General features: G+C 68.6%; 21 protein-coding genes, 1 pseudogene and 1 riboswitch. Of the genes and pseudogenes, 13 read left to right on the top strand and 9 right to left on the bottom strand.

All coding sequences use genetic code 11. The features are described from left to right. The first annotated feature begins 3 nt into the window (after positions 1-3). The 3 genes and pseudogenes from ACX93N_RS06585 to ACX93N_RS06575 all read left to right on the top strand — a co-directional run bounded on the left by ACX93N_RS06585 (position 4) and on the right by ACX93N_RS06575 (position 2,104). A complete protein-coding gene (locus tag ACX93N_RS06585) occupies positions 4-1,515 on the top strand; it encodes a S10 family peptidase (RefSeq protein ID WP_459427604.1) in 1,512 nt (503 codons plus the stop codon). 15 nt (positions 1,516-1,530) lie between these two features. Then, positions 1,531-1,689: pseudogene (locus ACX93N_RS06580) on the top strand (SDR family NAD(P)-dependent oxidoreductase); the annotation flags it as partial. A gap of 58 nt (positions 1,690-1,747) precedes the next feature. Then, positions 1,748-2,104: an SDR family oxidoreductase gene (locus tag ACX93N_RS06575; RefSeq protein ID WP_459427603.1), complete on the top strand. Its 357-nt coding sequence runs from the start codon at positions 1,748-1,750 to the stop codon at positions 2,102-2,104. A gap of 4 nt (positions 2,105-2,108) precedes the next feature. Here ACX93N_RS06575 and yghU read toward each other — a convergent pair whose 3' ends face one another. Genes yghU through ACX93N_RS06560 form a run of 3 tightly spaced genes read right to left on the bottom strand, consistent with a single transcriptional unit; the run spans position 2,109 to position 4,152 of the window. Continuing rightward, positions 2,109-2,951, bottom strand: coding sequence for a glutathione-dependent disulfide-bond oxidoreductase (gene yghU / locus ACX93N_RS06570; RefSeq protein WP_459427602.1), 843 nt, complete (start codon positions 2,949-2,951; stop codon positions 2,109-2,111). Further along, positions 2,948-3,622 carry a hypothetical protein gene (locus tag ACX93N_RS06565; protein WP_459427601.1) on the bottom strand — a complete coding sequence of 225 codons (675 nt, stop codon included), beginning with the start codon at positions 3,620-3,622 and terminating at the stop codon, positions 2,948-2,950. The genes yghU and ACX93N_RS06565 overlap by 4 nt, the downstream gene beginning before the upstream one ends. Positions 3,623-3,654: 32 nt before the next feature. Continuing rightward, positions 3,655-4,152 (bottom strand): DUF501 domain-containing protein, encoded by a 498-nt coding sequence (locus ACX93N_RS06560; protein ID WP_459427600.1) that lies wholly within the window; start codon positions 4,150-4,152, stop codon positions 3,655-3,657. A gap of 45 nt (positions 4,153-4,197) precedes the next feature. Beyond that, positions 4,198-4,373, top strand: a riboswitch (cobalamin riboswitch). Positions 4,374-4,471: 98 nt separating this feature from the next. On the opposite strand from ACX93N_RS06560, the gene ACX93N_RS06555 reads away from it, so the two are divergent. The 5 genes from ACX93N_RS06555 (at position 4,472) to ACX93N_RS06535 (ending at position 9,781) form a co-directional block, all read left to right on the top strand. Then, positions 4,472-6,334 (top strand): TonB-dependent receptor plug domain-containing protein, encoded by a 1,863-nt coding sequence (locus ACX93N_RS06555; protein ID WP_459427599.1) that lies wholly within the window; start codon positions 4,472-4,474, stop codon positions 6,332-6,334. A gap of 16 nt (positions 6,335-6,350) precedes the next feature. Next, complete coding sequence (cobO, locus tag ACX93N_RS06550; protein ID WP_459427598.1) at positions 6,351-6,962, top strand: cob(I)yrinic acid a,c-diamide adenosyltransferase; 612 nt, start codon at positions 6,351-6,353, stop codon at positions 6,960-6,962. Further along, on the top strand, positions 6,959-8,008 hold the full coding sequence (locus ACX93N_RS06545; RefSeq protein WP_459427664.1) for a FecCD family ABC transporter permease: 1,050 nt from the start codon (positions 6,959-6,961) through the stop codon (positions 8,006-8,008). Before cobO ends, ACX93N_RS06545 begins: the two co-directional genes overlap by 4 nt. Positions 8,009-8,010: 2 nt before the next feature. Then, on the top strand, positions 8,011-8,799 hold the full coding sequence (locus ACX93N_RS06540) for a heme ABC transporter ATP-binding protein (RefSeq protein ID WP_459427663.1): 789 nt from the start codon (positions 8,011-8,013) through the stop codon (positions 8,797-8,799). Positions 8,800-8,908: 109 nt separating this feature from the next. After that, complete coding sequence (locus tag ACX93N_RS06535) at positions 8,909-9,781, top strand: cobalamin-binding protein (protein ID WP_459427597.1); 873 nt, start codon at positions 8,909-8,911, stop codon at positions 9,779-9,781. On the opposite strand, the gene sstT is transcribed toward ACX93N_RS06535, so the two are convergent. Beyond that, positions 9,775-10,968 (bottom strand): serine/threonine transporter SstT, encoded by a 1,194-nt coding sequence (sstT, locus tag ACX93N_RS06530; RefSeq protein WP_459427596.1) that lies wholly within the window; start codon positions 10,966-10,968, stop codon positions 9,775-9,777. The genes ACX93N_RS06535 and sstT overlap by 7 nt on opposite strands. 106 nt (positions 10,969-11,074) lie before the next feature. On the opposite strand from sstT, the gene ACX93N_RS06525 reads away from it, so the two are divergent. Then, a complete protein-coding gene (locus ACX93N_RS06525) occupies positions 11,075-12,355 on the top strand; it encodes an O-acetylhomoserine aminocarboxypropyltransferase/cysteine synthase family protein (RefSeq protein WP_459427595.1) in 1,281 nt (426 codons plus the stop codon). 7 nt (positions 12,356-12,362) lie between these two features. Here the strand turns inward: ACX93N_RS06525 and ACX93N_RS06520 are convergent, their stop codons facing one another. Next, a complete protein-coding gene (locus ACX93N_RS06520; RefSeq protein WP_459427594.1) occupies positions 12,363-12,953 on the bottom strand; it encodes a nuclear transport factor 2 family protein in 591 nt (196 codons plus the stop codon). Between the two features lie 67 nt (positions 12,954-13,020). Between ACX93N_RS06520 and ACX93N_RS06515 the strand changes: the two genes are divergently transcribed. Together ACX93N_RS06515 and ACX93N_RS06510 are read left to right on the top strand one after the other, a co-directional pair. Further along, the gene (locus tag ACX93N_RS06515; protein WP_459427593.1) at positions 13,021-14,187 is read left to right on the top strand and encodes an acyl-CoA dehydrogenase family protein; all 1,167 of its coding nucleotides are present in this window, start codon (positions 13,021-13,023) and stop codon (positions 14,185-14,187) included. A gap of 14 nt (positions 14,188-14,201) precedes the next feature. Then, positions 14,202-15,839: a class I adenylate-forming enzyme family protein gene (locus ACX93N_RS06510; RefSeq protein WP_459427592.1), complete on the top strand. Its 1,638-nt coding sequence runs from the start codon at positions 14,202-14,204 to the stop codon at positions 15,837-15,839. A 289-nt stretch (positions 15,840-16,128) separates the two neighbouring features. On the opposite strand, the gene ACX93N_RS06505 is transcribed toward ACX93N_RS06510, so the two are convergent. The 3 genes from ACX93N_RS06505 to ACX93N_RS06495 all read right to left on the bottom strand — a co-directional run bounded on the left by ACX93N_RS06505 (position 16,129) and on the right by ACX93N_RS06495 (position 19,984). Then, a complete protein-coding gene (locus ACX93N_RS06505; RefSeq protein WP_459427591.1) occupies positions 16,129-18,483 on the bottom strand; it encodes a TonB-dependent receptor in 2,355 nt (784 codons plus the stop codon). 136 nt (positions 18,484-18,619) lie between these two features. Further along, positions 18,620-19,414, bottom strand: a complete 795-nt coding sequence (locus ACX93N_RS06500; protein WP_459427590.1) for a class II aldolase/adducin family protein — start codon at positions 19,412-19,414, stop codon at positions 18,620-18,622. 39 nt (positions 19,415-19,453) lie between these two features. Next, positions 19,454-19,984 carry a winged helix-turn-helix transcriptional regulator gene (locus ACX93N_RS06495; protein ID WP_459427589.1) on the bottom strand — a complete coding sequence of 177 codons (531 nt, stop codon included), beginning with the start codon at positions 19,982-19,984 and terminating at the stop codon, positions 19,454-19,456. A 125-nt stretch (positions 19,985-20,109) separates the two neighbouring features. On the opposite strand from ACX93N_RS06495, the gene ACX93N_RS06490 reads away from it, so the two are divergent. Next, positions 20,110-21,330, top strand: coding sequence for a M24 family metallopeptidase (locus ACX93N_RS06490; RefSeq protein WP_459427588.1), 1,221 nt, complete (start codon positions 20,110-20,112; stop codon positions 21,328-21,330). A gap of 81 nt (positions 21,331-21,411) precedes the next feature. Here the strand turns inward: ACX93N_RS06490 and ACX93N_RS06485 are convergent, their stop codons facing one another. Next, a complete protein-coding gene (locus ACX93N_RS06485; RefSeq protein WP_459427587.1) occupies positions 21,412-23,010 on the bottom strand; it encodes an isocitrate lyase in 1,599 nt (532 codons plus the stop codon). A gap of 217 nt (positions 23,011-23,227) precedes the next feature. On the opposite strand from ACX93N_RS06485, the gene ACX93N_RS06480 reads away from it, so the two are divergent. Next, on the top strand, positions 23,228-25,213 hold the full coding sequence (locus ACX93N_RS06480; protein WP_459427586.1) for an SDR family oxidoreductase: 1,986 nt from the start codon (positions 23,228-23,230) through the stop codon (positions 25,211-25,213). Positions 25,214-25,221: the final 8 nt, after the last annotated feature.

Below are 25,221 nucleotides of genomic sequence, written 5' to 3'. Positions count from 1 at the left end.
CTTATGCGCAAACGCTTTCTCGCTTCCCTGTGCTTCGCCCTCGGTCTGCCGCTGCTCGCCCATGCCCAGACCGAAACACCGGCGCCATCGATTCCCGAGCCCACCGCGTTCGTGACCGAGCACCGCGGCACCTTCAACGGCACGACGGTCAGCTACGAGGCCCGGGCCGGCGAAACCTACCTGCGCGACGCCGAGGGCGAGCCCACCGCCGCCATCTTCAGCTTCGCCTATCTGGCGAAGGACGGTGGCGAGGACCGGCCGGTGACCTTCGTCTGGAACGGTGGCCCGGGCTCGGCCTCCCTGTGGCTGCACATGGGCACCTTCGGGCCCAAGCGCGTGGTGGTCCCGAGCGATGCCAGCCATCCGGGCGTTCCGCCCTACCCGATCGTCGACGCCGCCGAATCGATCCTCGACATCACCGACCTCGTCTTTGTAGACCCGGTCGGCACCGGTTACTCGCGTGCCCTCGGTGACCACGAGAGTACGGAGTTCTGGGGTCTGACCGAGGACGCCGAGTCCATGGCCGAGTTCATCAGGCGCTGGCTGAGCGCCAACGGGCGCTGGAACTCGCCGAAATTCCTCCTCGGCGAAAGCTTCGGCACCACGCGCGCGGCGCTCGTGGCGAAGCTGCTGGAAGACGAGTACCGGGTCGCCCTGAACGGCCTCGTCATGATCTCCCAGGCCCTCGACTACGCCGGCTCCTCACCCTACGTGCGCGACAACCTGATTTCCTACGTTACCTACGTGCCGACCATGGCGGCGACGGCCTGGCACCACGGCAAGGTGGACCGCGAAGGCACGGATCTGGAGACCTTCCTGCAGGAAGCCCGGGACTTCGCCGTGGACGAGCTGCTGCCGGCGCTGTTCCGGGGCAACACCCTGGACAAAGAAACACGCGCTCGGGTGCGCGAGGGCCTGGTGCGCTACACCGGCCTGTCGCCGACCTACGTGGAGCGCGCGGACCTGCGCATCAACGGTTTCCGCTTCGCCAGCGAGTTGCTGCGCGACAAGGGACTCGCGGTAGGGCTCAACGACGCTCGCTACACCGCAGACCCGGTGGACAACCTCGCCGCCCGTCCCGAGAACGATGCCGCAGGCGATGCGTTCTCCGCCGCCTTCACCGGAGCCCTGCTGAGTTACCTCCACGGCGACCTCGGCGTGGACTGGGAACGCCCCTACCTCTCACCGGCGGACCCGGAGCTGTCCGGTCACTGGAACTGGAGTCGCAAGGCACCGGGAGAAACCTGGGAACCGCACTGGGTGAATACGGCACGGGACCTCGCCCGGGCCCTGGAGGCGAACCCGGCATTGCGTGTTTTTGTCGCCGGCGGCTACCACGACCTGGTAACGCCGTTCTTCGACGCCGAGTTCACGCTGCGCCGCCACGGCATCGGCGCCGACCGGGTGGATTTCCACTTCTACCACGGCGGCCACATGATGTACGTGCACGAGCCGTCGCGGCAGGCGCTGCTGGAGGACGTGCGTGCCTTCATGGACGGAGCGCTGCGCCCCTAAGCGCCAGGAGCAACTGTGGCACGATTGAAGGGAAAGCTCTGCCTCGTCACCGGGGCGGCCCGCGGCATCGGTGCCGCGATCGCGGAGGCCTTCGTGGCCGAGGGCGCGCGCGCCTGGGTAACCGACATGGATGGCGATGGTGCCGCGGCCATGGCCGCGCGCCTGGGGGAACAGTCAACTGCAGCCCGGCTCGACGTGCGCGACGAGGCCGCCTGGGAATCCGTGCTCGGGCATGGTCGGCATACCCGCGGCGGCGGCCTATGCCTCCTCCAAGGCCGCCGTACGCAATCACAGCAAGACCGTCGCCCTCTATTGCGCCGCGCAGGGCCTCGCGATCCGCTGCAACTCCATCCACCCGGCGGCGGTACTGACGCCCATGTGGGAGCCGATGCTGGGTGACGGCCCGGACCGCGAGGCGCGGATGGCCGCATTCGTCGCCGACACGCCCCTGAGGCGTTTCGGCGAGCCCTCGGAGGTCGCGGCCATCGCAGTGCTCCTGGCCTCCGATGAGGCATGCTACGTCACCGGCACGGAACTGACGATCGACGGCGGCATCCTTGCCGGGAGTGCCGCGGCCCCTTCCGGTTGAAGGCTCAGTCGAGGTCCGCGGCGGAATGGCGCTCCCGGACCTGCTCCTCTTCAGGCCCCCAGACCCGGTTGACGCGGCGGCCGCGCTGCACGGCGGGCCGGGCCTCGATGGCCTCCGCCCAGCGTTTGACGTGCACGTAGCTGTTCACATCGAGGAACTCCTGGGCGTTGTAGATATCGCCCGTCACCAGCACGCCGTACCAGGGCCAGGTCGCCATGTCGGCGATGGTGTACTCGTCGCCGGCCAGGTAGTCGTGGCTGGCGAGGTGACGGTCGAGCACGTCGAGCTGGCGCTTCACTTCCATCGCGTAGCGGTTGATGGGGTACTCGTACTTCTCCGGGGCGTAGGCGTAGAAGTGGCCGAAGCCGCCGCCGAGGATCGGCGCGCTCGCCATCTGCCAGAACAGCCAGCAGAGCGTTTCACTGCGGGCCTGGCCCTCTGCCGGCAGGAACGCGTCGAACTTTTCGGCGAGGTAGAGCAGGATGGCGCCGGACTCGAAAAGCCGCGTGTGCGGATCGGTGCTGCGGTCCAGGAGCGCCGGGATCTTGGAGTTCGGGTTGATGGAAACAAAGCCGGAGCCGAACTGATCGCCCTCGAGGATATTGACGATCCACGCATCGTACTCGGCGCCGCCGTGGCCGAGCGCGAGGAGCTCCTCCAGCATGACCGTGACCTTGACGCCGTTCGGCGTGGCCAGGGAGTACAGCTGCAGCGGGTGCTCTCCGACGGGCAGCTCCGCTTCGTGGGTAGCGCCGGCCACCGGTCGGTTGATGTTGGCGAAGCGGCCACCGCTGGCCGCATCCCAGGTCCACACGCGCGGCGGGGTGTAGCCGGATTCCTCGCTCATGGGGGAGTGTCCTCTGTAGGGTGGGAAGCCGTTGCATGCTCGCCCGGCGGCTGTGGTGCTGTCAAAGCCGCCCGGCGCAGCCCGGCAGCGCCGAGGCGCAGCGTCTCCCGGGCTTGCGCGGCGCTCGCCCCCGAGGCCGCGAGGGACTGGCGCAGCGAGGCGCCGAGGCCGGCGGCGAGCAGGCGGCGGTAGTACGGCAGTTCGCGATGGTAAGCGGGCAGTTGCTCCTCCAGCGGGCCATCCACGTCGAGGCGCTCGAGGAAGTCCTGTACCAGCGCCGCCACCCGTTCGCGCAGTCCGGCATCGGCCGCCAGCGCCGCCTCGGCATCGAGGGCCCAGGTCATGTCGTCGCGCAGCCAGCAGGGGCCGAGGCAGCGCCCCGGGGCGCGGTCGCCCCACTCCGCGGGCGAAACCAGCGAGAGACGCCAGCCGCCTTCGTCGCCATCAAGGGCACAAGTGAGGTCGCAGTAGAGGTAGTAGCGCTGGCCGACCACCGGGCGCAGGTCGCAGCGCGCGGACAGCACCAGTGTGGAGGCGAACAGGTCCAGGAGCAGTTCCGCCGGCCCCTTGGCGGCGACGGCGCGCGGCCGCAGCGCGTGCCAGTGGGCAAGGACGGGGACGAGGCCCTTGCCCTGCGGGTTCGGGTTCCTGGAGTGTTGGCCGGAAGTCATGGCCCTTGCTACGCGGCCTGACGGCACCCGGCTCAGGCCGCTTCCGCGGCCCAGTGTGCATCGAGCAGGGTGCCGATCGTGTTGGCTTCCACCAGGTGCGCGGCATACCAGGTATGCAGGCAGCGGATGCGGCGGAAATCGGCAATGCCGCCGATGCCCCGCTCCGCCAGCGCCGACCACTGGCCCCGGGCCTCGAGCAGCTCACGCTCCGCCGGGGCAAGGTACTGCTCGCGCAGGGCGATGTGCCGGCGGTGGTCCGCCGCCATCGCGTCGGCAAGCGGCGGCTCCGTGTCGACGCGCGCCTGCAGCTCGGCGATGAGTCCCCCGGCCTCGGCCCGGTCGATCCGATAACTCAGCAGCGGATCGATGAGCCAGAACAGCGTGGGAAAGGGCTTGCCGTCCACGACGGAGGCGACGCGGATGACTGCCGGCTCACCGGCCGCATCGCGGACGGCAACAGCGCGCAACCCACGCGGCTCACGCCCGAGACGCTCGGTGATGGTGGCGAGAGTGGCGGCGTCGATATCCATGAGCACATTCTACCGCAATGTTTGACATTACCCGGACGCGGCCCTAGAGTCTTCGCCGTCCAGGGTGCCTGCCGGTGCGGTGCGCAAACCGCATCTGGGCAGGTTAAATGGGAAGACTGGTGCGGCCCCCGGGGCCAAGGCCAGCGCTGCCCCCGCAACGGTATGCGGCTGTCACCACACGACGCCGCGAGCCCGATACCTGCCCGGACATGAGCACCGATGGAGCGGAGGGCTTCATTAAAGGTCGCTGAATGTTCGCGCATTCCGTCTCCTTGATCCCCTCCCTCAATCGCCCGTTACCGGCTATTGAGGAGTCAGCATGAAACACCCCTTCCCGGCCCGTGCCCTGGCGCTTGCCCTGGCACCGGTGGCTGCGCTCGCGCAGCCGGCCAGCGACAACCCCCTCGAGGAAATCGTCGTCACCTCGTCCCGCGTGCCCATGCCCCTGCGCGAGGTCGGCACGGCCATCAGCGTCATCGACGAGGAAGAGATCACCCGTCGCGGCTTCAACTCCCTCGCGGAAATCCTGCGCACGCAGCCGTCCGTGGCGGCCTCGAACACCGGTGGCCCCGGCGGTGCAACGGCCCTGCGCATCCGCGGCGAAGAAGGCTTCCGCACCAAGGTCCTGGTCGACGGCATCGACATCACCGACACCTCCGGCACCCAGTTCAGCCCGCGCATGGAGCAGTTCCTGTCCTCGGGCATCCAGCGCGTGGAGATCCTGCGCGGGCCCCAGGGCCTCATGTACGGCGCCGACGCCGGCGGTGTCATCAACATCACCACGCTCACGCCGCAGGACGGCCTCAGCGGCCGGGTCGCGGCCGAGACCGGCAGCTTCGGCACCCGGGAATTCAGCGGCAGCTTCGGCGGTGACCTGGGCGCAGTGGACTTTCTCGTCGGTGCGGCCAACTTCGAGACCGATGGCTTCAATGCCCGCACCACGGATACGGACCTCGCCGACGACGACGGCTACGAGAACGCGAGCTACAACGCGCGCCTGGGCTGGGACGTGACCGACACGCTGCGCCTGTCCGTCGCCGGGCGGCGCACCGAGGGCGATAACGACTACGACAACTGCTTCACGGTAGACACTTTCGCCCCGAGCAACGCCTGCCGGGACGACTTCACCCAGGATGCGGTGCGCGTCGCGGCGGACTACGAAGGCCAGGCCTTTACCCATCAGCTGGCCTTCAGTGAGAACCGCACGGAGAAGGACTTCTACACGGAAGGGCTGCGCAGCTTCGGCGCCGAGGGCGAGCTCAGCCGCTGGTCCTACGTGGGCAGCTGGCGCAGCGGCGAGGTGCTGCGCCTGGTCTACGGCCTCGACCGGGAAACGCAGGCCATCGACGACGGCAGCTTCGACCGGGACCGGCACCAGACCGGGATCTACGGCGAGGTCCAGGGCCGCTTCGGCGACGGCTTCACCGTGACCGCCGGCGCGCGCAACGACGACAACGACGACTACGGCAGCTTCACCTCCTACCGGGTGAGCGGCGCCTGGGTGACGGCCCTGGCCGGCGGCGAGCTCAAGCTGCGCGGCACCTGGGGCACCGGTTTCCGCGCGCCGAGCCTGTACGAGATTTCCTACAACCGCGGCCCCTTCGCCTTTCCGCCGGCGGCGACCGCAGGCCTCGAGGAAGAAACGAGCGAAGGCTATGACCTGGGTGTGGCGTGGGCCGGCGCGCGCGGCGAGTACCTGGAGCTCACCTGGTTCGAGCAGCAGGTCGAGGACCAGATCTTCTTTGACCTCATTGGGTTCTCCGGCTACCTGCAAGAGGACGGGGAGTCCGAATCCCGCGGCGTGGAGCTGGCGGCAAGCTGGCCCCTGGCCGCGGGGCTGACCGTGGACGGCAACTACACCTGGAACGACACGGAAACGGCGACGGGCGAGCAGCGCGCCCGCCGCCCGGAGCACCTGGGCAACCTGGGCTTCACCTTCACCGGCCGTGACGAGCGACTGAAGCTCGGCGCCCACCTGCGCCTGTCCCGGGACGCCGTGAGCACGGCGGCCACGCCCCTGGACGACTACGCGGTGATGGACCTGAATGCCAGCTTCGAACTGGTCCCGGGGCTGACGCTCTTCGGCCGCGTGGAGAACGCGCTGGACGAGGACTACGAGGAGGTCCCGACCTACAACACCGCCGAGCGCGCCGCCTACGCCGGTGTGCGCTACCGCTTCTGAGACCGGAGACAGCCCGATGAGTGACGAGACGAACCGCGACGAGAAGCACAAGCGCGCGATGCAGAAGCAGAAGGAGAAGGTGGACGCGAGCATTGCCGCGGCCCAGCTCGAGCGCGGCGTGGCCGTGCTGCTCACCGGTAACGGCAAGGGCAAGTCGAGCTCGGCCTTCGGCATGGTGATGCGCGCCCTGGGCTACGGGCAGAAGGTCGGCGTGGTGCAGTTCATCAAGGGGGAGCAGCTCTCCGGCGAGGAACTGTACCTGCGCGACAAGTGCCCGGAAGTGGACTTCTACCAGATGGGCACGGGCTTTACCTGGGACACGCAGGACCGCAGCGGCGACATCGCCGCCGCCAGGCGAACCTGGGACAAGGCGAAGCCGATGCTCGCCGACCCGGCCTTCGACCTGGTCGTCCTGGACGAGCTGACCTACATGCTCTCCTTCGACTACCTGCCGGAAGAGGAGGTTCTGGAAGCCTTGGCCAACCGCCCGCGCGAGCAGAGCGTCGTGGTCACCGGCCGCGGCGGCGGCGCCGGCCTGCAGGCCATCATGGACACCGTGTCCGAGGTCCGCGACATCAAGCACGCCTACATGGCGGGCATCAAGGCCCGCAGGGGCGTGGATTTCTGAACGCCACGGACGCGCGCCAGGGGCGGGCCCGGCGCTTCATCGCGCTGCTCGCCGCCCTTCTCCTGCCCGCGGCGCTGGCGAGCCTTGCCCTCGGCGCCGTTCCCCTCGGGCCGCGCGAACTTGCCCTGGCCCTCGCCGCGGCCCTGGCCGGCGATTTCTCCGACCCGGCCGCGACGATCCTCGCGCAGCTGCGCCTGCCGCGCACGCTGCTGGCCGGGTCCATGGGCGCCGTCCTCGCCCTCTGCGGCGCCGTGAGCCAGGGCCTCTTCCGCAACCCGCTGGCGGACCCGTCGCTCATCGGCGTGACCGGCGGCGCCACCCTCGGCGCGGCGGCAGCCATGGTACTGGGGGCCGGCGCACTGCCGGCACTGCCGGTGCTGACCGTCGTCTCCCTCGGCGCCTTCGCCGGCGGCGTGGCGGCGGTGCTCCTCGTCTATCGCCTCGCCACCGACAGCAGCGGAACCTCGGTGGCAACGATGCTCCTCGCAGGGATCGCCATCACGGCCCTCGCCGGCGCACTGGTCTCCCTGTTCGAGTTCTATGCCGACAATACGCTGCTGCGGCGCATCAGCCTGTGGAAGATGGGCGGCCTGGAGACGGCCAGCCGGCCGGAAGTCCTCCTCGCCCTGGCGGTCACCGCCGTGCTCTGCCTCGCCCTGCCCCGGCACGGCACGGCACTGAATGCGCTGCTCCTCGGCGAATCCGAGGCCGCCCACCTCGGCATCCGCGTGGGTCGCCTGAAGGCGATCCTCGTGGCCTGGATCGCCCTCGGCGTCGGCGTCTCCGTCGCCCTTGCCGGCACGATCGCCTTCGTCGGCCTGGTCGTGCCCCACGTAGTGCGACTGGCCATCGGCCCCGACCACCGCTACCTGCTGCCGGGCTCGGCCCTGGCCGGGGCAATCCTGCTGCTCCTGGCCGACACCGCCGCGCGCCTGCTGGCGCCACCGGCCGAGATCCCCGTCGGCATCCTCACCGCCCTGGTGGGTGTGCCCTTCTTCCTCTCCCTGCTGCGACAGCGGGCCCGCTTCGGCATGGTGGCCGCGTGAGCATGCTCCTCGCGGCCCGCGGCCTGAGTGCCGGCTGGGGCGGCTGTCCGGTGCTCTCGGGGATCGACCTGGAGCTGGGCGCCGGCGAGGTGCTCGGACTGCTGGGCCCCAACGGTGCCGGCAAGTCCACGCTGCTGCGCGCGATGGCGGGAGACCTGGCACCGCTCGCGGGAACGCTCGCGCTCGACGGCCGCTCGCTCGCGGACTGGGCACCGGAAGAACGTGCACGCCGCGTGGCCTACCTGCCGCAGGCGTCGACCCTGGCGTTCCCCTTCACGGTGCACGAAGTCGTCATGCTCGGGCGACTGCCTCACGACGCGGGCCGCCGGGCGGACGATGCGATCGTCGCCGAGGTACTCGCCTGGACCGACACTACCCACCTCGCCGGCCGCCTCTACACGCTGCTCTCCGGCGGCGAGCAGCAGCGCGTGCAGCTCGCCCGGGTCCTATGCCAGTTATTGCACAGGGCGCCCGATGAACCCCTGGGCGGCCGCCTCCTGCTCCTCGATGAGCCGAGCGCGGCGCTGGACCTGCGCCACCAGCAGCTGCTGGCGGACACGGTGCGCGGCCTCGCCGCCCGGGGCTGCAGCGTGGTGCTCTCACTGCATGACCTCAACCTGTTGTCGAGCCTCGCCGACCGGCTGCTGGTGCTCGCCGGGGGTCAATGCCGGGCGCTGGCTACGCCCGCCGCCCTGCTGACGCGGGAGTTCCTCGGCGAGCTCTTCGGCACCGAGCTGGCGGTTCAGCCACATCCGCTGAAGGGTTACCCGCTTGTTTTCCCGGCGCTCTAGGCCACACTCCCGCCGAACTCGCGACGCCCTGTGGGAGCGGCCCCCTCGCCGCGACAGGGACGGGCCGACCATCCGCCCCTGTCGGAGTGGGGACGCGCCTCCCACTGCCGTGCTCCTGCTCCTGCTCCTGCCGCTGCTCCTCCCCACCATGGCGCTGCAGGCAGCGCCGGTCACCGTGACCGACAGCCGGGGCGAGACCATCACCCTGCCCGCACCCGCGAAGCGCATCGTCGCGCTGGCGCCGCACCTGGCGGAGAACCTCTTCGCGGCCGGCGGCGGCGGGCGCCTCGTGGGCACGGTGGCCTACAGCGACCATCCCGCGAAAGCCCGGGACGTGCCGCGGATCGGTGGCTACAACGCCCTCAGCCTGGAGGCCGTCGTTGCCCTGCGGCCGGACCTCGTGCTGGCCTGGGGTTCGGGCAACGGCGCCGCCATCGTCCGGCGCCTCGAGGCCCTCGGTATCCCCGTTTACGTGGACGAGGTGCGCGACCTCGCGCGCATCGGCAGGACCCTCGCGCAGCTGGGCCGGCTCGCCGGCACACCAGCGCAGGGGGAAGCGGCTGCCGCCGCGCTGGCCCGGGGCTTTGCCGCCCTCGGCCCGCCCCCGGGGAGCCGCCGGCTGCGGGTCTTTTACCAGCTCTGGCACGATCCCATGCAGACCGTGGGCGGCAGCCACCTGATCAGCGCCGTGATCGAGCGCTGCGGCGGGAAGAACCTGTTCGCGGACGTGCCATCGCTGGCACCCCGGGTCAGCCGGGAAGCCGTCCTCGCGCGCGACCCGGAAGTCATCATCGCCAGCGGCGCGGGCAGGGAGACCCCGCCCTGGCTGGCCGACTGGCGTCGCTTCCCGCGCCTGTCGGCCGTGGCGGCGGACGCGCTCTACGGACTCGACCCGGACCTCATCCAGCGGCCGACGCCCAGGCTCCTGGAGGGCGCCCGCGCCGTCTGCGCGCTCCTCGACGAGGCCCGGTCGCGCTACTGACGCAGCGGCGCGTTATCCACGGCCCAGGTATAGACCACATCTGTACTCGAGTTGAGCGCGGTCTCCGCCGAATCCTGGATCACGCTGATCACAAAGCCTACCGCCACCACCTGCATGGCGACGTCCAGGGGAATGCCGAAGAGCGAGCAGGCCAGGGGAATGAGCAGCAGGCTGCCGGAGGGGACACCGCTGGCGCCACAGGCGGCGAGCGCGGAGACCACGCAGAGCACGAGGGCGCTGGCGAAGCTCGCCTCGATGCCGAGGGTGTTCGCGGCGGCCAGGGTGAGGGTGGTGATGGTGATCGCGGCGCCGGCCATGTTCACGGTGGCGCCGACAGGGATGGTTACCGAATAGAGCTCCTCGCTGATACCGAGCTTCTTCGCCAGCGCGAGGTTCACCGGGATGTTGGCCGCGGAACTGCGGGTGAAGAACGCGGTGATTCCGGACTCCTCGAGGCAGCGCAGCACCACCGGGTAGGGATTGCGGCGCGTCACCAGCAGGACGATGAGCGGATTCACGACGAGCGCCACCACCAGCATGGCCGAGACCAGCAGCAGCGCGAGGGCCGCGTAGTCGGCCAGGGCCGCGACCCCGGTGGTCGCGACCGTGTAAGCCACCAGGCCGAAGATGCCCACCGGGGCAAGGCGGATCACGTAACGCACCACGTCGGCCACCCCGCCGGCGAGCGTTTCCAGGTGTTCGCGGAAGCTCGTCGGCGCGCGGCGGAAGCTGATGCCGAGGAGCACGGCCCAGGTGAGGCAACCGAGGAAGTTGCCCTCCAGCAACGCGTTCACCGGGTTGTCCACGAGCTTGAAAAGCACATCGGCCAGCACGCTGCCGACCGCCGCCGGCGGGCTGCCCTCGGCCGCGTCGACGAGCACCAGGGTCTGGGGGAAGGCGAAGCTCAGCAGCACGCCGACCAGCGCCGCGCACACGGTGCCGGCGAGATAGAGCAGCAGCGTCAGGAACGTGCGCCGCGCATCGCCGCCGCGCTCGTGGCGGTTGGCGATGGCGGACATCACCAGGAGCAGTACCAGCAGCGGCGCCACCGCCTTCAGCATGCTCACGAAGAGACGCCCGAGCAGGCCGAGGGCCTCCCCGGCCCCGGGCAGCAAGACGCCGCACAGCGCGCCGAGCACGACCCCGGCGAGGATCTGCGGCACCAGGCCCCAGCGCAGTGGATTCATCGGCAACCTCCGGCAACTGACAGCGGGAAAGGGGGCGTAGTGTACGCGAGGGGTGACGGCTGTGGTAAGTTGCGGGACCCCGCAAGGACCCGAGCCGAGGAGCCCCATGAAACCCGAGACCATCGCCCTGCACGCCGGCTACGACGGCGACCCGACAAGCAGCCACGCGGCCACGACGCCGATCTACCAGACGACGTCCTACACCTTCGACAACACGCAGCACGGGGCGGACCTGTTCGACCTCAAGGTGCCGGGCAACATCTACAGCCGGATCATGAACCCCACCTGCGCCGTGCTCGAGGAGCGCCTCGCGCAGCTCGAGGGGGGTGTGGGCGCCCTCGCCGTCGCCTCCGGCATGGCAGCGATCCGCTACGCCATCGAGGTGATCGCCGAGACCGGCACCAACATCGTCAGCACCTCGCAGCTCTACGGCGGCACCTACAACCTGTTCGCACACACCTTCCCGCGCCAGGGCATCGAGACGCGCTTTGTCGCCGCCGACGACTTCGACCGCATTCCCGAGCTCATCGACGGCAGGACCCGAGCGCTGTTCTGCGAGTCCATCGGCAACCCCGCCGGCAACGTGGTCGACGTGGCGCGCTGGGCGGAGATCGCCGAGGCCCACGGTGTGCCGCTCATTGTCGACAACACGGTGCCCACGCCCTTCCTCTGCCGCCCCTTCGATCACGGCGCGCATATCGTGGTGCATTCGCTGACCAAGTACATCGGCGGCCATGGCACGACCGTCGGCGGGGCCATCGTCGACTCCGGCCGCTTCGACTGGAAGGCCAATGCGGAGCGCTTCGCCGTGCTCAGCGAGCCGGACCCGTCCTACCACGGCGTCGTCTATACCGAAGCGCTGGGCGAGGCCGCCTACATCGGCCGCTGCCGGGTCGTGCCGCTGCGCAACACCGGCGCCGCGCTGGCCGCGCACTCCGCCTTCCTGATCATGCAGGGGCTGGAGACGCTCGGCCTGCGCATGGAGCGCCACTGCGAGAACGCCGAGCGCATCGCCGCCTGGCTCGCGGAGCACCCGGCGGTCACGCACGTGAACTACGCGACGCTCGCGGACAGCCCCTACCGGGCCACCTGCGAGAAGATCTGCGGCGGCCGCGCCTCGGGCATACTCAGCTTCGGCGTGACCGGGGGCCGCGAGGCCGGCGCCCGCTTCATCGACGCGCTGCAGCTGATCCTGCGGCTGGTGAACATCGGCGACGCCAAGTCCCTGGCCTGCCACCCGGCAAGCACCACCCACCGGCAGCTGTCACCGGAAGAGCTGGCCTCCGCCGGGGTGACCGAGGACATGGTGCGCCTGTCCATCGGCATCGAGCACGCCGACGACATCATCGCCGACCTCGAGCAGGCCCTGGCCGCGAGCCAGCGCTAGGCCAGCCTCAGCTGCTCCCCGGCGCATCGCCCTCGCCGCCCGGCGCGCCGCCGTAATAGGCGCGCCAGGTAGCGAGCTTCTCCGGGATGTCGGCGCCCGTGGCCTCCTCGTAGGCACGCATGCGCGTAGCTAGCCCCGGTCCCAGCGCCTCCAGGTACTCCGCCGTGGGCACGTAGTAGAAGAAATCGAACAGGCGCTCGGCGAAGCGCCAGGCGCCTGCTTCCCGGCGGTAGCGGTCTGAATAGCGGATTGCCGCCAGCATCGGCTCGCCCTTGCGCTGCATCTCCGCGTGCGACAGCACGGTGCCCGTGGCCTCGTCGGGATCGTCGCCGAAGCAAATGATCCTGTCGTGGGTGAAATGATTGCTCGGGCCAAGCACCGTAAAGCGGCCGCGATACAGTTCGATCGCCGCCTCCCGGCCACGGGCATCCATGACCCCGTCGCGGGACAGGATGCGCACATCTTCCGTGAACAGGCCCGGCATGGCGTCCATGTCGCGGTCATCCATTACCAGCCCGTAGCGGGCGATGAGTTCCTCGATGGCAACGCGGTCCTCCAGGCGGCGCAGGCGCGCTTCCAGGCTGCTAGTGGCGGACATGGCTTTCCTCCTCCGTTATTTTTGAATATCATTCAAGAAAAGCATAACGCATTACAAGGAGCCCCGCATGTCCCTTGCATTCCTCTCCGAGGAAGACCGCCTCTTCCGCGACACCGTGCGCAGCTGGGTCGACGCCGAGATCCCCAAGGACTGGTGCCGCGAGCTGGAACGGGAAGAGGACGCCTTCCCCGACGCTTTCTGGGACAAGCTTTCGGCCTTCGGCGCCCACGGCATCGGCATCCCCGAGGAGTACGGCGGCCAGGGCGGCAGTATCCTGACCCAGGTGCTCTTCGCCCGGGAGCTCGCGCGCACGGCGGCGGGCGTCGGCTGGGTCTGGGGGGTCACCTCCTTCAGCGGCGGCAAGGGTGTGCTCGGCGCCGGCAGCGAGGAACAGAAGCAGCGCTTCCTGCCGGAGATCGCCTCCGGGCGCCTGAAGACCGCGATGGCCTTCACGGAAGCGGGCGGCGGCACGGACCTCCTCGGCGGCATGAAGACCACCGCGACGAAGGTCGACGGCGGCTGGCGCCTGAACGGCGAGAAGATCTGGAGCACCGGCGCCGGCGTAGCCGACTACCTGTTCCTCATGGCTCGCTCTGAAAAGGACGTAAAGCGCCGGGCCGACGGGGTTTCCCTGTTCTTCGTGCCCCGTGAGGCGGAGGGCGTCACCGTAAGCTCGATGCCCAAGCTGGGCATGCGCTGCATCAGCTCCTGCACCGTGCACCTCGACGATGTCTTCGTACCCGACGACCTGCTCCTCGGCGAAGCCGGCAAAGGCTGGGGCTATTCCACGGGCACGCTGAATAATGAGCGCCTGGTGAATGCGGCCTTCTGCCTGGGCATGCTCGACGGCGTGCTCGAGGATGCGGTCGAGCACCTGCAGACACGGCGCGCCTTCGGCCATGTCATCGGCGAATTCCAGGCCCTGCAGCACTACGTCGCCGACATGGCCATGTGGCAGAAGCAGGGCGAGCTCATGCTCCTCGACGGTGCCGCGCTGCAGAGCGCCGGCCAGGACTGCGCGAACGCCTCCAACATGGCCAAGGTCCTGTGCTCCGAATACGCGGGCCGCGCCGCGGACCTCGGCATCCAGATCCTCGGTGGCATGGGCTATTCTGCGGAGACCGACATGCAGCGCTACTGGCGCGACGCCCGGCTGCTGCGCATCGGCCCGATCAGCAACGAGATGGCGCGCAACATGATCGCCGAGGGCCTCGGCCTGCCGCGCTCCTTCTGACCCCGGGTAAGACCATGGACCTCAAGACCATCGAAGCGACTTCCCTCGGCGACCTCCTGGTGCGGGCGGCGAGACAGCATCCGGACCGCCGCGCCCTCGCCTTCCCCGGCTACGACGTCACCTACCGCGAGCTGCTCGCCCGCGCCGAAGGCCGTGCCCGGAGCCTGCTCGCCCTCGGCGCCGGGCCCGGGGATCACGTCGGCATTCTCGCGCACAACCGGCCCGAGGTCGTGGAGCAGCTGTTCGGCTGCGCTCTCGCCGGCACCGTGGCGGTACTGCTGAATGCGCGCTACCGGGTTGACGAGCTGCGCTACGTGCTCGGCCATGCAGATCTCGCCCTGCTGTACACTGGCGCCGAGGCGACCCCCACGGACTTCCCGGCGCTCGTCGATGCCGCGCTGGACGGGGCCCTCACTGCAGCCCGGGACCCGCGCACGCTCACAGCCGACGCCGCACCGGCATTGCGCACCGTGGTCCTGCTCGGCGACGGGGAACGCGCCGGCTGCCTGACCGCCGCCGCAGCCGCCGCCCTCGGCGAGGCCGTTGACACCGCCGCCATCGACCGGCGCCGGCGGGAGGTCGCCCTGCGCGCACCCTGCCTGATGATGTACACCTCCGGTACCACCTCGCGGCCGAAGGGCTGCCTGCTCTGCCACGAGGCTCTCGTGCGCAATGCGCTGGCCATGCGCGACCGGCTGGAGGTCACGGCGGACGACCTGCAGTGGAACCCCCTGCCCCTCTTCCACATGGCGTCGATCCTGCCGCTGCTGGCGATGGTCGGCGCCGGCGGCGGCTACCTCGCCGAAACACATTTCGAGGCCGGCCCGGCGCTCGCGCAGCTCTACCGGCACCAGCCGACGATTCTCTACCCGGCGTTCCCGGCGATCATGGCAGACCTGCTCGCGCATCCGGACTTCGACGCCAGGCGCCTCGGCTGCGTGCGGCTAATCAACAACGTGGCACCGCCCGACACCCTGCGCGCCAATATGCGCGCCCTGCCCGGTGCGCTGCATATCAGCGCCTATGGCATGACAGAGGCCTCGGGCATCTGCTGCCACGGCGCCGCGAACGAGGACGACGAAACCCGGGCCGCGACCTGCGGCCGGCCCTACCCGGGGGTACAGCTCCGGGTGGTGGCCCCGGAGACGGGCGCGGTACTGCCAGCGGGGGAACGCGGCGAGATGCAGATCCGCGGCTTCTCCCTGCTCGACGGCTATTATCGCGACCCGGCGCGTACCGCCGAGGCCTTCACCGACGACGGCTGGTTCCGCACCGGTGACCTGTGCAGTCTCACTGCCGAGGGCCAGGTCGCCTACCACGGCCGCCTCAAGGACCTGCTGAAGATCGGCGGTGAGAATGTGTCACCACTCGAGCTCGAGAACTGGTTGGGCACGCACCCTGCCATCCACCTCGCGCAGGTCGTCGGCGCCCCCGATGAGCGGCTGGGAGAAGTCGCCGCCGCGTTCGTGCAGCTCCGGGAGGGCGCCAGCCTCGATGCCGACGCGCTGATCGACTACTGCCGTGGCCAGATCGCCTCCTTCAAGATCCCCCGGCACGTGCGTTTCGTCACCGAGTGGCCCATGTCCGCAACCAAGATCCAGAAGCATGTGCTCGCCGAGCAGTTGGGGGCAGAGTTGGCTGAGGACACGTAGAGCGACGTTTATCGCAGCTTTCCGGGGCGGAGGCTGGAGGGCGCCCCCAGTCGCTCCCCGACACACGCTTGGTGGGGGCACCCTCCAGCCTCCACCCCTACCGCCCTGGATGATCAACCGCGCTGGAAATATGCGAGGCGCCAGGGGCGAGTGCGGGAGACTTCTCTCACAAAGCGTGTATCGGGGAGCGACTGAGAGAAGTCTCCCGCGCTCGCCCCGGAACAATCCGTAACGACCATAAAAAAACCGCGGCCCGGGGGCCGCGGTTCCTGGCTGCGCCGATGGCGTCCTAGAAGGACTTGCGCAGGGTCACGCCGAGCATGCGCGGCGTGTTGGTGCGGAAGCCGAGGCGGGCGCGGCCGCCGCGCTCCCGGTCGAAGGACAGGTCCGCGTTCTCGTCGAAGGCGTTGTTCAGGAAGACCACCGCCTCCACCGTGTCCCAGACCCAGCCGGCGCTGAAGTTGACGATCTCGTAGGCGTCGAGCTCCAGGTCGAGGCTGGTCACTTCCGTACCGGTGGCACCGCCGAAGGGCAGGCCGGAGACGAAATCGCCGGCACCGGGCACCTGGTCCGAGGGCTGCGTGTAGCGCTCGCCGACGTGCTGTACCAGCGCGTTCAGGTAGAACTCGTCAGAGCCGAACAGGCCGCCGGGGAACGTGTAGGTGGCCGAAGCCGACAGCTGCAGCTCGGGGACCGAGGGCAGGCGGTTGCCGTCCTCGACGCCGCCGAGGATATTGCCGGCGCTGTCGGTCACCGTGGAGTCGAACTCCGCCTCGATGATGCTGCCGTTGAAGGTGACCAGGAAGTTCTCCGTCAGGTAGCTCGAGAGCTCCCACTCTGCGCCCATGGTATGGGCTTCCGGTACATTGAAGGAGATCCGCGAGGAACAGGAACCGGCATCCAGGGTCACCTGCAGGTCCTCGATGTCCGTGTAGAAGACGGCGGCGTTGAACTGCAGGCTGCCGACCATGGACTTGAAGCCCAGCTCGTAGTTCCACAGGGTCTCGTCGTCGTAGGCCTGGAAGGAGCCGAAGGTGTTCAGGTCACCCGGGTCACACAGCGGCACGTTCAGCGGATCGTTGACGCCGCCGAGGCGGAAGCCCTGGGAGGCCTGGGCGTTCACGGTGACCGCATCGTTCAGATCGTAGCTGGCCATGAAGCGCGGGTTGATGCCGTCGGAGGCCGTGTCGTCGGTCTGGTCCGCCAGGCTGGAGAACAGGCCGCCCTGGAGAATGTCGCGCTCCTCTTCAAAGTCGTAGTAACGGGCACCGGCGGTCAGCTTGAGGCGCTCGGTGACCTGGTAGTCGACCTCGCCGAACAGGGCAAGCTGCTCGATGTCGTAGGGCAGGTCGGAGTTGAAGGGCGAATCCGGCGGGAAACCGTTGCGCAGCGAGGCGGCGGTGCCCGCGCCAAGCACGAGGTCCGTGACCTGGTCGTAGCCCGGCGTCGGCAGGCGCTGGGCGTAGGTGCGCTTGATGTCCGAGTAGAACACGCCGCCGACCCAGTTCAGGGGGCCGTCGTAGTTCGAGGCGATGCGGAACTCGTGCGTGATCTGCTCGAGGTCCGTCGTGTCGCGCAGGTTCGAGGGAATCAGCACGGCGGACTCGGGGAAGCCGAGGTCCACGGAGACAGACCCGGTCAGGGCGCTGGCGTCCCGGCTGACCAGGATGTCGCGCTCCGTGTAGCTGCCGGCATAGGTCAGCGACAGGTTATCGAGGTTCCACTCGACCACCAGGTCGGCGATGAGGGTCTCATCCTCGAACTCCTCCTCGAGCAGCAGGTACTGCTCGCGCTCGCCGAGCTGGATGGCCGGCCGCGTCGTCGTGTACGGGTTGGCGAAGAGGTTGAACGCCTCCTGGCGGTTGAAGCCGTCGGCCGTGATCTCCTGGTAGACCACCCGCGGGGTGATGCGCAGGTTCTCCGTGGGCTGCCAGGCCAGGGCGATGCGGCCGCCGTAACGGCCACCGCTGTTGACGTCGTCCTGCTTCGGCAGGCCCTCGCGCAGGGCGTCGATAAAGCCGGCGTACTCGGTACCGTAGGCCACGGCGCGGATAGCCGCCGTGTCGGAAATCGGCAGGTTGATGGCACCCTTGAGATGGCCGCCCTCCTCGCCGTCGGTCACGGTATTCATGTTCGCTTCGATCTTGCCGTAGGTACCGCCCTCGATATCCGGCTGGTTGGTGATGAAACGCACGGTACCGCCCACGGAGCCCGAGCCGAACAGCGTGCCCTGCGGACCGCGCAGGGTCTCGACCCGGTTCAGGTCGAAGAGGTCGAGATCCGGCGTGAACAGGGACAGGGAGATGACCGTCTCGTCGAGATAGACGCCCACCTGCTCTTTCACACCGGGCTGATCGCGGACGATCTGGCCGGCGGAGACACCGCGGATGGCGACCTGGCTCTGGCCCGGGCCGAGGTTCTGGATGGTGAGGCCGGCGACATTGCGCGACAGGTCCTCGAGCGTAAACACGTTGTTGCGCTCGATGGCCGCCTCGGACTGGGCGTTGATGGAAAACGGCAGATCCTGCACCGTTGACTCGCGCTTGGTCGCGGTGACCACGACTTCCTCGATCTGGGCGCTGGCGAACTGCGGCAGCGTCGCGGCGACTGCGACGGCGAGCGCCGTGTGCTTCAGGTTTTTCATTGCGGGCTCCTCTCTCTGGAGACGGTTCTCGTTGTGCCTGCAAGTTTAGCGACGGTAGCCCGCGCGGGGTGCAAAAAACCTGTGACTTTTTAACAGCTTGTGCGCGTAAGCGGCTGACTTTGAATGAAATTCAGTCTCAGTCGAGGAGCTCGGGCTGCTCCGCGACAATCACGTCGTAGAGAGGCTGGAAGCTGAACCAGCCAGCCAGCGGACTGCCCACGGTCTCGCGGGTCTTCAGGGCGTACTCGTGGGGAATCGGTTTCGGTGTGCCCGCGGCCTCGGCGAGGAGCTGCGCCTGGCAGCTGCGCTCCAGGGTGATGTACCACCAGGCGGCCTCGTCGACGGAGGCACCCACGGTGAGCAGGCCGTGATTCTGGAGGATCAGCGCCTTGTGGTGGTTCACGAGCTCGGCGATCCGGTCCCCCTCTCCGCTCTCGAGCACCACGCCGGTGAAGCTCTCCAGTACCGCGTGGTCCTCATAGAAGGCGCACGCATCCTGCGTCAGCGGGTCGAGCTTGCGGCCGAGGGACGCGAAGGCCTTGCCGTGGAGCGAGTGCGAATGGGCCGCCGCGGTGATATGCGGGTTGGCCATGTGGATCCGCGAGTGGATGGTGAAGGCCGCGCCGTTGAGCAGCCCTTCGCCCTCCACGACATTGCCCTCGTGGTCCACGCGCAGGAGATCCGAGACGCACATCTGCTTGAAGGAGCGCCCCATGGGGTTCACCCAGAACTGGTCGAGGTGCTCCGGGTCGCGCACCGTGATGTGGCCGGCCACGCCCTCATCGAAGCCGAACTTCCCGAAGAGGCGGAGCGCGGCGGCAAGACGCTGCTTGCGCACGAGACGCTCCGTGGCCGGGTCCCGGTCGGTGCCCGGCACCATCGCTTCCGGATTGTCGCTGTTCATCACGATGCTGTTGGCGGCGTCTGCCATGGCGTTACCTTTTCCTTGTCGCGTGGCTGAACCCGAAGTCTAGTCCAGCGCGGGCTCCCTCGACAGCAGCGGGAAAGCCGGCAGCTCACGGTCTCCCTCCTGCGCCTCGGGTACGTGGAGCGCGAGCGCGGGCCCGACCTCCGGCAGGACGCCCTCGGGGCGCAGGGGTTCTCCACATTCGCTGCAGGTCAGCAGCGGCCGGGTCTGCTTGCCACAGGCATTGTGCACGTAGACCACCGGGGCGCCTTCGCCCAGGTCCATCCAGTCATCCCCCCAGGTACCGAGGGTCATCAGCACCGGGTAGAGCGCAAGCCCCTTGCGGGTCAGCCGGTACTCGTAGCGCGGCGGCCGCTCACTGTAGCGGACGCGCCTGAGCACGCCGTGGTCCACGAGCTTGCCCAGGCGCTCTGACAGCCGGTGGCGGGTGATGCCCAGGCTGGCCTGGAACTGGTCGAAGCGGCGCGTGCCGAAAAAGGCATCGCGAAGGATCAGCAGGGTCCAGCGTTCCCCGACCACGGACAGCGCCCGCGCGACGGAGCAGACCTGGCGGTCGATTTCATCCCAGCGCATGTCGATTCCTCCCTAGAACCCACGAGTATAAGTGCGACGGAGAAACCGTGGAACCGGCACCGGATGCTATGATCGGCCCCTTCGCGAACTCGTCAATTCACCTTTTGCAGACCCGGGAGACAACCATGACGGCAGGCGTGGGCGGCAGCGACGCGGCGACGGAACTCGAGACACTCCGGGCGGGCGGAGACCGCACCGCCGGGGCTGTTCCCATCGGCGAGGCCGAGTACCGGGCGCGGCTCGACAAGGCGGTCACCCTCCTGCGCGAGCACGACCTGGCCGCCCTCTTTCTCAACGCGGGCAGCAGCCTGCGCTATTTCACCGGCACGCTCTGGTCACCGAGCGAGCGGCTCGTCGGGGCCCTGCTCACGGCCGGCGGCGAACTCCACTACCTCGCCCCCGCCTTCGAGCGCGGCACCCTGTCGGGCTACACGGTGCTCGCTGGCGACATGCACTGCTGGGAAGAACATGAATGTCCCTACCGGCTGCTGGCAGCGGTGCTCGAGGCCGGCGGCGTGCGTGAAGGCAGGCTGGCGATCGACCCGGCGGCCCCCTGGTTTCTCGTCGATGGCGTGCGCGGTGCCCTGCCCCCGTCCATGGCCGTTGCCAACGGCGCGCCGGTGGTCGCCGGCTGCCGCGAGCGCAAGAGCGCGGCGGAGCTCGCCCTCATGCAGCGGGCAAAGGACATTACCCTGGACGTGCACCGGCACACCGCCCGCATGCTCGAGCCGGGCATCAGCACGGCCGAGGTCGAGGCCTTCATCCACGCAGCCCACCGGGCCGCGGGGACCGGCGGTTCGACCTTCTGCATCGTTCTTTTCGGGCCCGACAGCGCCTTTCCGCACGGCGTCGCGAAGCCGAAGGTGCTCGAGGAAGGGGACATGGTCCTCATCGATACGGGCTGCGAGGTGCACGGCTACCTGTCCGACATTACCCGCAGCTATGTCTTCGGCGAGCCTTCGGCCCGGCAGCGGGAGATCTGGAACCTCGAGCAGGCGGCACAGCAGGCGGCTTTCGACGCCGCCCGTCCCGGGGCACTCTGCGGTGCCGTGGACGCCGCCGCGCGGGCGGTCATCGAGGCGGCCGGCCTCGGCCCGGGCTACCGCCTCCCGGGTCTGCCGCACCGCACCGGGCACGGCATCGGCCTCGACATCCACGAATCGCCCTACCTCGTCCCCGGCAACGACACGCCGCTCGCACCCGGCATGTGCTTCAGCAACGAGCCGATGATCTGCGTCCCCGGGGAATTCGGCATACGGCTGGAGGACCACTTCCATGTGACGGAGACGGGGGCAGAGTGGTTCACCGCCCCCTCGCCGTCTATCGACGCCCCCTTCGGCGACTGAGCAGCGGCAGGCCGCCAAAAAAAAGGGTGGCACGAGGCCACCCGCAAGGGACACTGCGCGCCGGGCGGCGCGCGGAGTTTGTCAGCCGAACTGGTTCATGGTGTTGTCCTTGCCACCGGCCTTCAGCGCGCCCTCGCCGGAGAAGTACTCCTTGTGGTCGTCGCCGATGTTGGAGCCGGCCATGTCCTGGTGCTTGACGCAGGCGATGCCCTGGCGGATCTCCTTGCGCTGCACGCCCTGGACGTAGGCCAGCATGCCCTCCTCGCCGAAGTAGCCCTGGGCGAGGTTGTCCGTGGACAGGGCCGCCGTGTGGTAGGTCGGCAGGGTGATCAGGTGGTGGAAGATGCCCGCTTCCCGCGAAGCATCGGCCTGGAAGTTCTTCACCCACTCGTCGGCCTGCGCTGCCAGCTCGGAGTCGTCGTACTCGGCGCTCATGAGCCTGTCGCGGTCGTAGGCGGACAGGTCGCGGCCTTCTTCCTGCCAGGCGTCGAAGACCTGCTGGCGGAAGTTCAGGGTCCAGTTGAAGGACGGCGAGTTGTTGTAGACGAGCTTGGCATCGGGCACGTGCTGGCGGATTTCGTTGACCATCGCCCCGATCTGCCCAACGTGGGGCTTCTCGGTCTCGATCCAGAGCAGATCCGCGCCGTTCTGCAGGCTGGTGACGCAGTCGAGGACCACCCGCTCTTCGCCGGTGCCGGGCTTGAAGCGGTAGAGGCCGTTGGGCAGGCGCACCGGGCGCACCAGCTTGCCGTTCTGCTTGATCACCACGTCGCCCTCGTTCACGTCCTCGGCGCTGCTCACTTCCTCGGTCTCGAGGAAGGCGTTGTACTGGGAGGCGAGGTCGCCGGGCTCCCGGGACACGGGGATCTTCTGCGTGAGGCCGGCACCGAGCGAATCGGTACGGGCGACGATCACGCCGTCATCGACACCGAGCTCGAGGAACGCGTAGCGCACAGCGTTGATTTTGGCCAGGAAGTCCTCGTGGGGAACCGTGACCTTGCCGTCCTGGTGACCACACTGCTTGGCGTCGGACACCTGGTTCTCGATCTGGATGGCGCAGGCACCGGCCTCGATCATCTTCTTGGCGAGCAGGTAGGTCGCCTCCTCGTTGCCGAAACCGGCGTCGATGTCGGCGATGATCGGCACCACGTGCGTCTCGAAGTTGTTGATCGCGTCGAGGGCTCGCTGCTCCGCAACCTGATCGCCACCCTTGCGGGCTTCGTCGAGCTCACGGAAGAGATGGTTCAGTTCGCGGGCGTCCGCCTGCTTGAGAAAGGTGTAAAGCTCCTCGATGAGGGCCGGCACGGACGTCTTCTCATGCATGGACTGGTCCGGCAGCGGGCCGAACTCGCTGCGCAGGGCGGCGATCATCCAGCCCGACAGGTAGAGGTAACGCTTGCTCGTGCTGCCATGGTGCTTCTTGATGGCCATCAGCTTCTGCTGGCCGATGAAGCCGTGCCAGCAGCCGAGGGACTGAGTGTACTGGCTGGTATCGGCGTCGTACTCGGCCATGTCGCGGCGCATGATGCCCGCGGTGTAGCGCGCGATATCCAGGCCCGTGCGGAAGCGGTTCTGCAGCGTCATGCGCGCCGCGAACTCGGGGTTGATGTTGCGCCAGGTGCCCCCCTGCTCCTTGCAGAGAGCGGCAAAGTCAGCTGTCTTTTCCTGGTAAGTCGCCATGGGAAACCCTCGACTGGTTGTGATGGAAGTTCGGTGGCCGGTCTGCCAGCTCGATCGGTGCAGTCTAGGGAAGGGACCGCCATAAATGAAATAGATGTTTTTGATTTTTGCTATTCACACGACCAATGCAGTTGCGGCGCCTTGTGGTCCGCCGGTGACCCGCTAGACTGCTCGACAGTCAGCTTCTCATGTTTCGCCGATCAATAAGGACAAGCTCATGGCGTATTTCATCACCGGCGGCACCGGCTTCATCGGCACACACCTCATCCGGCGGCTCCTGCGCCGCGAGGGCACGCTCTACGTTCTCACCCGGGCGGGCTCCCGGACACGCTTCGAGGCGCTGCGCGAGGCCGCGGGCGACCAGGCCGACCGGCTGGTGGCGGTCACCGGCGACCTCCGCCAGCCCATGCTCGGCCTGGACCCGGGCCTGGTCGCCCAGCTGCGCGGACGCATCGACCACTTCTTCCACCTCGCGGCGATCTACGACCTGTCCGCCGACGCGGCGTCGCAGGTGGCGACCAACATCGAGGGCACCCGCAACGCCGTACAGCTGGCCAGCGCCCTCGAGGCCGGGTGCTTCGAGCATGTCAGCTCCATCGCCGCCGGCGGGCTCTACCGCGGCACCTTCCGCGAAGACATGTTCGAGGAGGCGGAGGCCATCGAGCACCCCTACTTCGCCACCAAGCACGAATCCGAGGGTATCGTGCGCCTGGACTGCGACATCCCCTGGCGCATCTACCGCCCGGGCATGGTCGTCGGTGACTCGACCACCGGTGAGATCGACAAGATCGACGGCATCTACTACGTCTTCAAGCTGCTGCAGAAGCTGCGCGGGGCGCTGCCGCCCTGGGTGCCCCTGGTGGGCCTCGAGGGCGGAAAGTTCAATATCGTGCCGGTCGACTACGTGGCCGATGCCATGGACCACATCGCCCACCGGGAGGGCCTCGACGAGCGCTGCTTCCATCTCACGGACCCGGAGCACTACTCCCTGGGCGAGTTGATGAACATCTTCGCCAGGGCCGGGCACGCGCCGAGCTTCAGCATGCGCCTCGACAGCCGCATGTTCGCCTTCGTCCCGCGCACGGTGCGCGACACGCTCAGCAACCTGCCCCCGGTCAAGCGGGTCACGCGAACGATCCTTGAGGACCTCGGCCTGCCCGAATCGATCGGGCTGTTCCTCAACTACCCCACGCGTTACGACAACCGCGACGCGGAGCGCGCGCTCAAGGGCAGCGGCATCGCCGTGCCGTCCCTGCGCGACTACGCGCCTCGGCTCTGGGACTACTGGGAGCGCAACCTCGACCCGGACCTGTTCGTGGACCACTCGCTGGAGGGCAACGTCGGCGGCAGAAACGTCCTCATCACCGGCGCCTCTTCGGGCATCGGCAAGGCCACGGCGCTGCGCCTCGCGGACGCCGGCGCGCACGTCATCCTGGTGGCCCGCACCCGGGAGAAGCTCGAGGAGACCGCGGCCGGGATCGAGCTGGCCGGCGGGCGCGCCTCGATGCACACAGCCGATGTATCGGTGATGGAAGACGTGGACCGGCTGGTCGCCGAGGTACTCGACACGCACGGCGGCATCGATATCCTCATCAACAACGCCGGCCGCTCGATCCGCCGCTCCCTGGAGCTGTCCTTCGACCGCTTTCACGACTTCGAACGCACCATGCAGCTCAACTACTTCGGCGCGATCCGGCTCATCATGGGGCTGGCGCCGTCCATGCTCGAGCGCCGCAGCGGACAGGTGATCAACATCTCATCCATCAGCGCACTCATGCCCGCGCCGCGCTTCTCCGCCTACGTCGCCTCTAAGAGCGCCCTGGACGCCTGGACCCGGGCCGCCGCGGTCGAGTTCTCCGACCGCAACGTGCGCTTCACGACGATCAACATGCCACTGGTGCGCACGCCGATGATCGCCGCGACAGAAGTCTACAACTCCATGCCCATTATCTCGCCCGAGGAGGCGGCGGACATGGTCGCCGAGGCGGTGATCAAGAAGCCCAAGCGCATCGCAACCCGCCTCGGCATCTCGCTGCAGGTAATGAACGCCCTCATGCCCCACGTGACCGAGGTGATCATGAACACGGTCTTCCGCATGTTCGGCGACTCGGCCGCGGCCCGGGGCGAGAAGAAGCCCGAGCAGGTGGAGGTCTCCAACGAGCAGGTCGCCCTCGCCGCCCTCATGAAGGGCGTGCATTTCTGAGGGCGCAC

It is taken from the genome of Pseudohaliea sp., assembly GCF_054552115.1.
The sequence above is the reverse complement of the archived record's forward strand: the minus strand, read 5'-3'. Positions and strand labels throughout refer to the sequence as shown.

Excerpts from the sequence above, each read along its gene's own strand:
- ACX93N_RS06585 (WP_459427604.1), top strand. The coding sequence starts at position 4 with ATGCGCAAACGCTTTCTCGCTTCCCTGTGCTTCGCCCTCGGTCTGCCG.
- ACX93N_RS06575 (WP_459427603.1), top strand. The coding sequence starts at position 1,748 with ATGGTCGGCATACCCGCGGCGGCGGCCTATGCCTCCTCCAAGGCCGCC.
- yghU (WP_459427602.1), bottom strand. The coding sequence starts at position 2,951 with ATGAGCGAGGAATCCGGCTACACCCCGCCGCGCGTGTGGACCTGGGAT.
- ACX93N_RS06565 (WP_459427601.1), bottom strand. The coding sequence starts at position 3,622 with ATGACTTCCGGCCAACACTCCAGGAACCCGAACCCGCAGGGCAAGGGC.
- ACX93N_RS06560 (WP_459427600.1), bottom strand. The coding sequence starts at position 4,152 with ATGGATATCGACGCCGCCACTCTCGCCACCATCACCGAGCGTCTCGGG.
- ACX93N_RS06555 (WP_459427599.1), top strand. The coding sequence starts at position 4,472 with ATGAAACACCCCTTCCCGGCCCGTGCCCTGGCGCTTGCCCTGGCACCG.
- cobO (WP_459427598.1), top strand. The coding sequence starts at position 6,351 with ATGAGTGACGAGACGAACCGCGACGAGAAGCACAAGCGCGCGATGCAG.
- ACX93N_RS06540 (WP_459427663.1), top strand. The coding sequence starts at position 8,011 with ATGCTCCTCGCGGCCCGCGGCCTGAGTGCCGGCTGGGGCGGCTGTCCG.
- sstT (WP_459427596.1), bottom strand. The coding sequence starts at position 10,968 with ATGAATCCACTGCGCTGGGGCCTGGTGCCGCAGATCCTCGCCGGGGTC.
- ACX93N_RS06525 (WP_459427595.1), top strand. The coding sequence starts at position 11,075 with ATGAAACCCGAGACCATCGCCCTGCACGCCGGCTACGACGGCGACCCG.
- ACX93N_RS06520 (WP_459427594.1), bottom strand. The coding sequence starts at position 12,953 with ATGTCCGCCACTAGCAGCCTGGAAGCGCGCCTGCGCCGCCTGGAGGAC.
- ACX93N_RS06515 (WP_459427593.1), top strand. The coding sequence starts at position 13,021 with ATGTCCCTTGCATTCCTCTCCGAGGAAGACCGCCTCTTCCGCGACACC.
- ACX93N_RS06510 (WP_459427592.1), top strand. The coding sequence starts at position 14,202 with ATGGACCTCAAGACCATCGAAGCGACTTCCCTCGGCGACCTCCTGGTG.
- ACX93N_RS06505 (WP_459427591.1), bottom strand. The coding sequence starts at position 18,483 with ATGAAAAACCTGAAGCACACGGCGCTCGCCGTCGCAGTCGCCGCGACG.
- ACX93N_RS06500 (WP_459427590.1), bottom strand. The coding sequence starts at position 19,414 with ATGGCAGACGCCGCCAACAGCATCGTGATGAACAGCGACAATCCGGAA.
- ACX93N_RS06495 (WP_459427589.1), bottom strand. The coding sequence starts at position 19,984 with ATGCGCTGGGATGAAATCGACCGCCAGGTCTGCTCCGTCGCGCGGGCG.
- ACX93N_RS06490 (WP_459427588.1), top strand. The coding sequence starts at position 20,110 with ATGACGGCAGGCGTGGGCGGCAGCGACGCGGCGACGGAACTCGAGACA.
- ACX93N_RS06485 (WP_459427587.1), bottom strand. The coding sequence starts at position 23,010 with ATGGCGACTTACCAGGAAAAGACAGCTGACTTTGCCGCTCTCTGCAAG.
- ACX93N_RS06480 (WP_459427586.1), top strand. The coding sequence starts at position 23,228 with ATGGCGTATTTCATCACCGGCGGCACCGGCTTCATCGGCACACACCTC.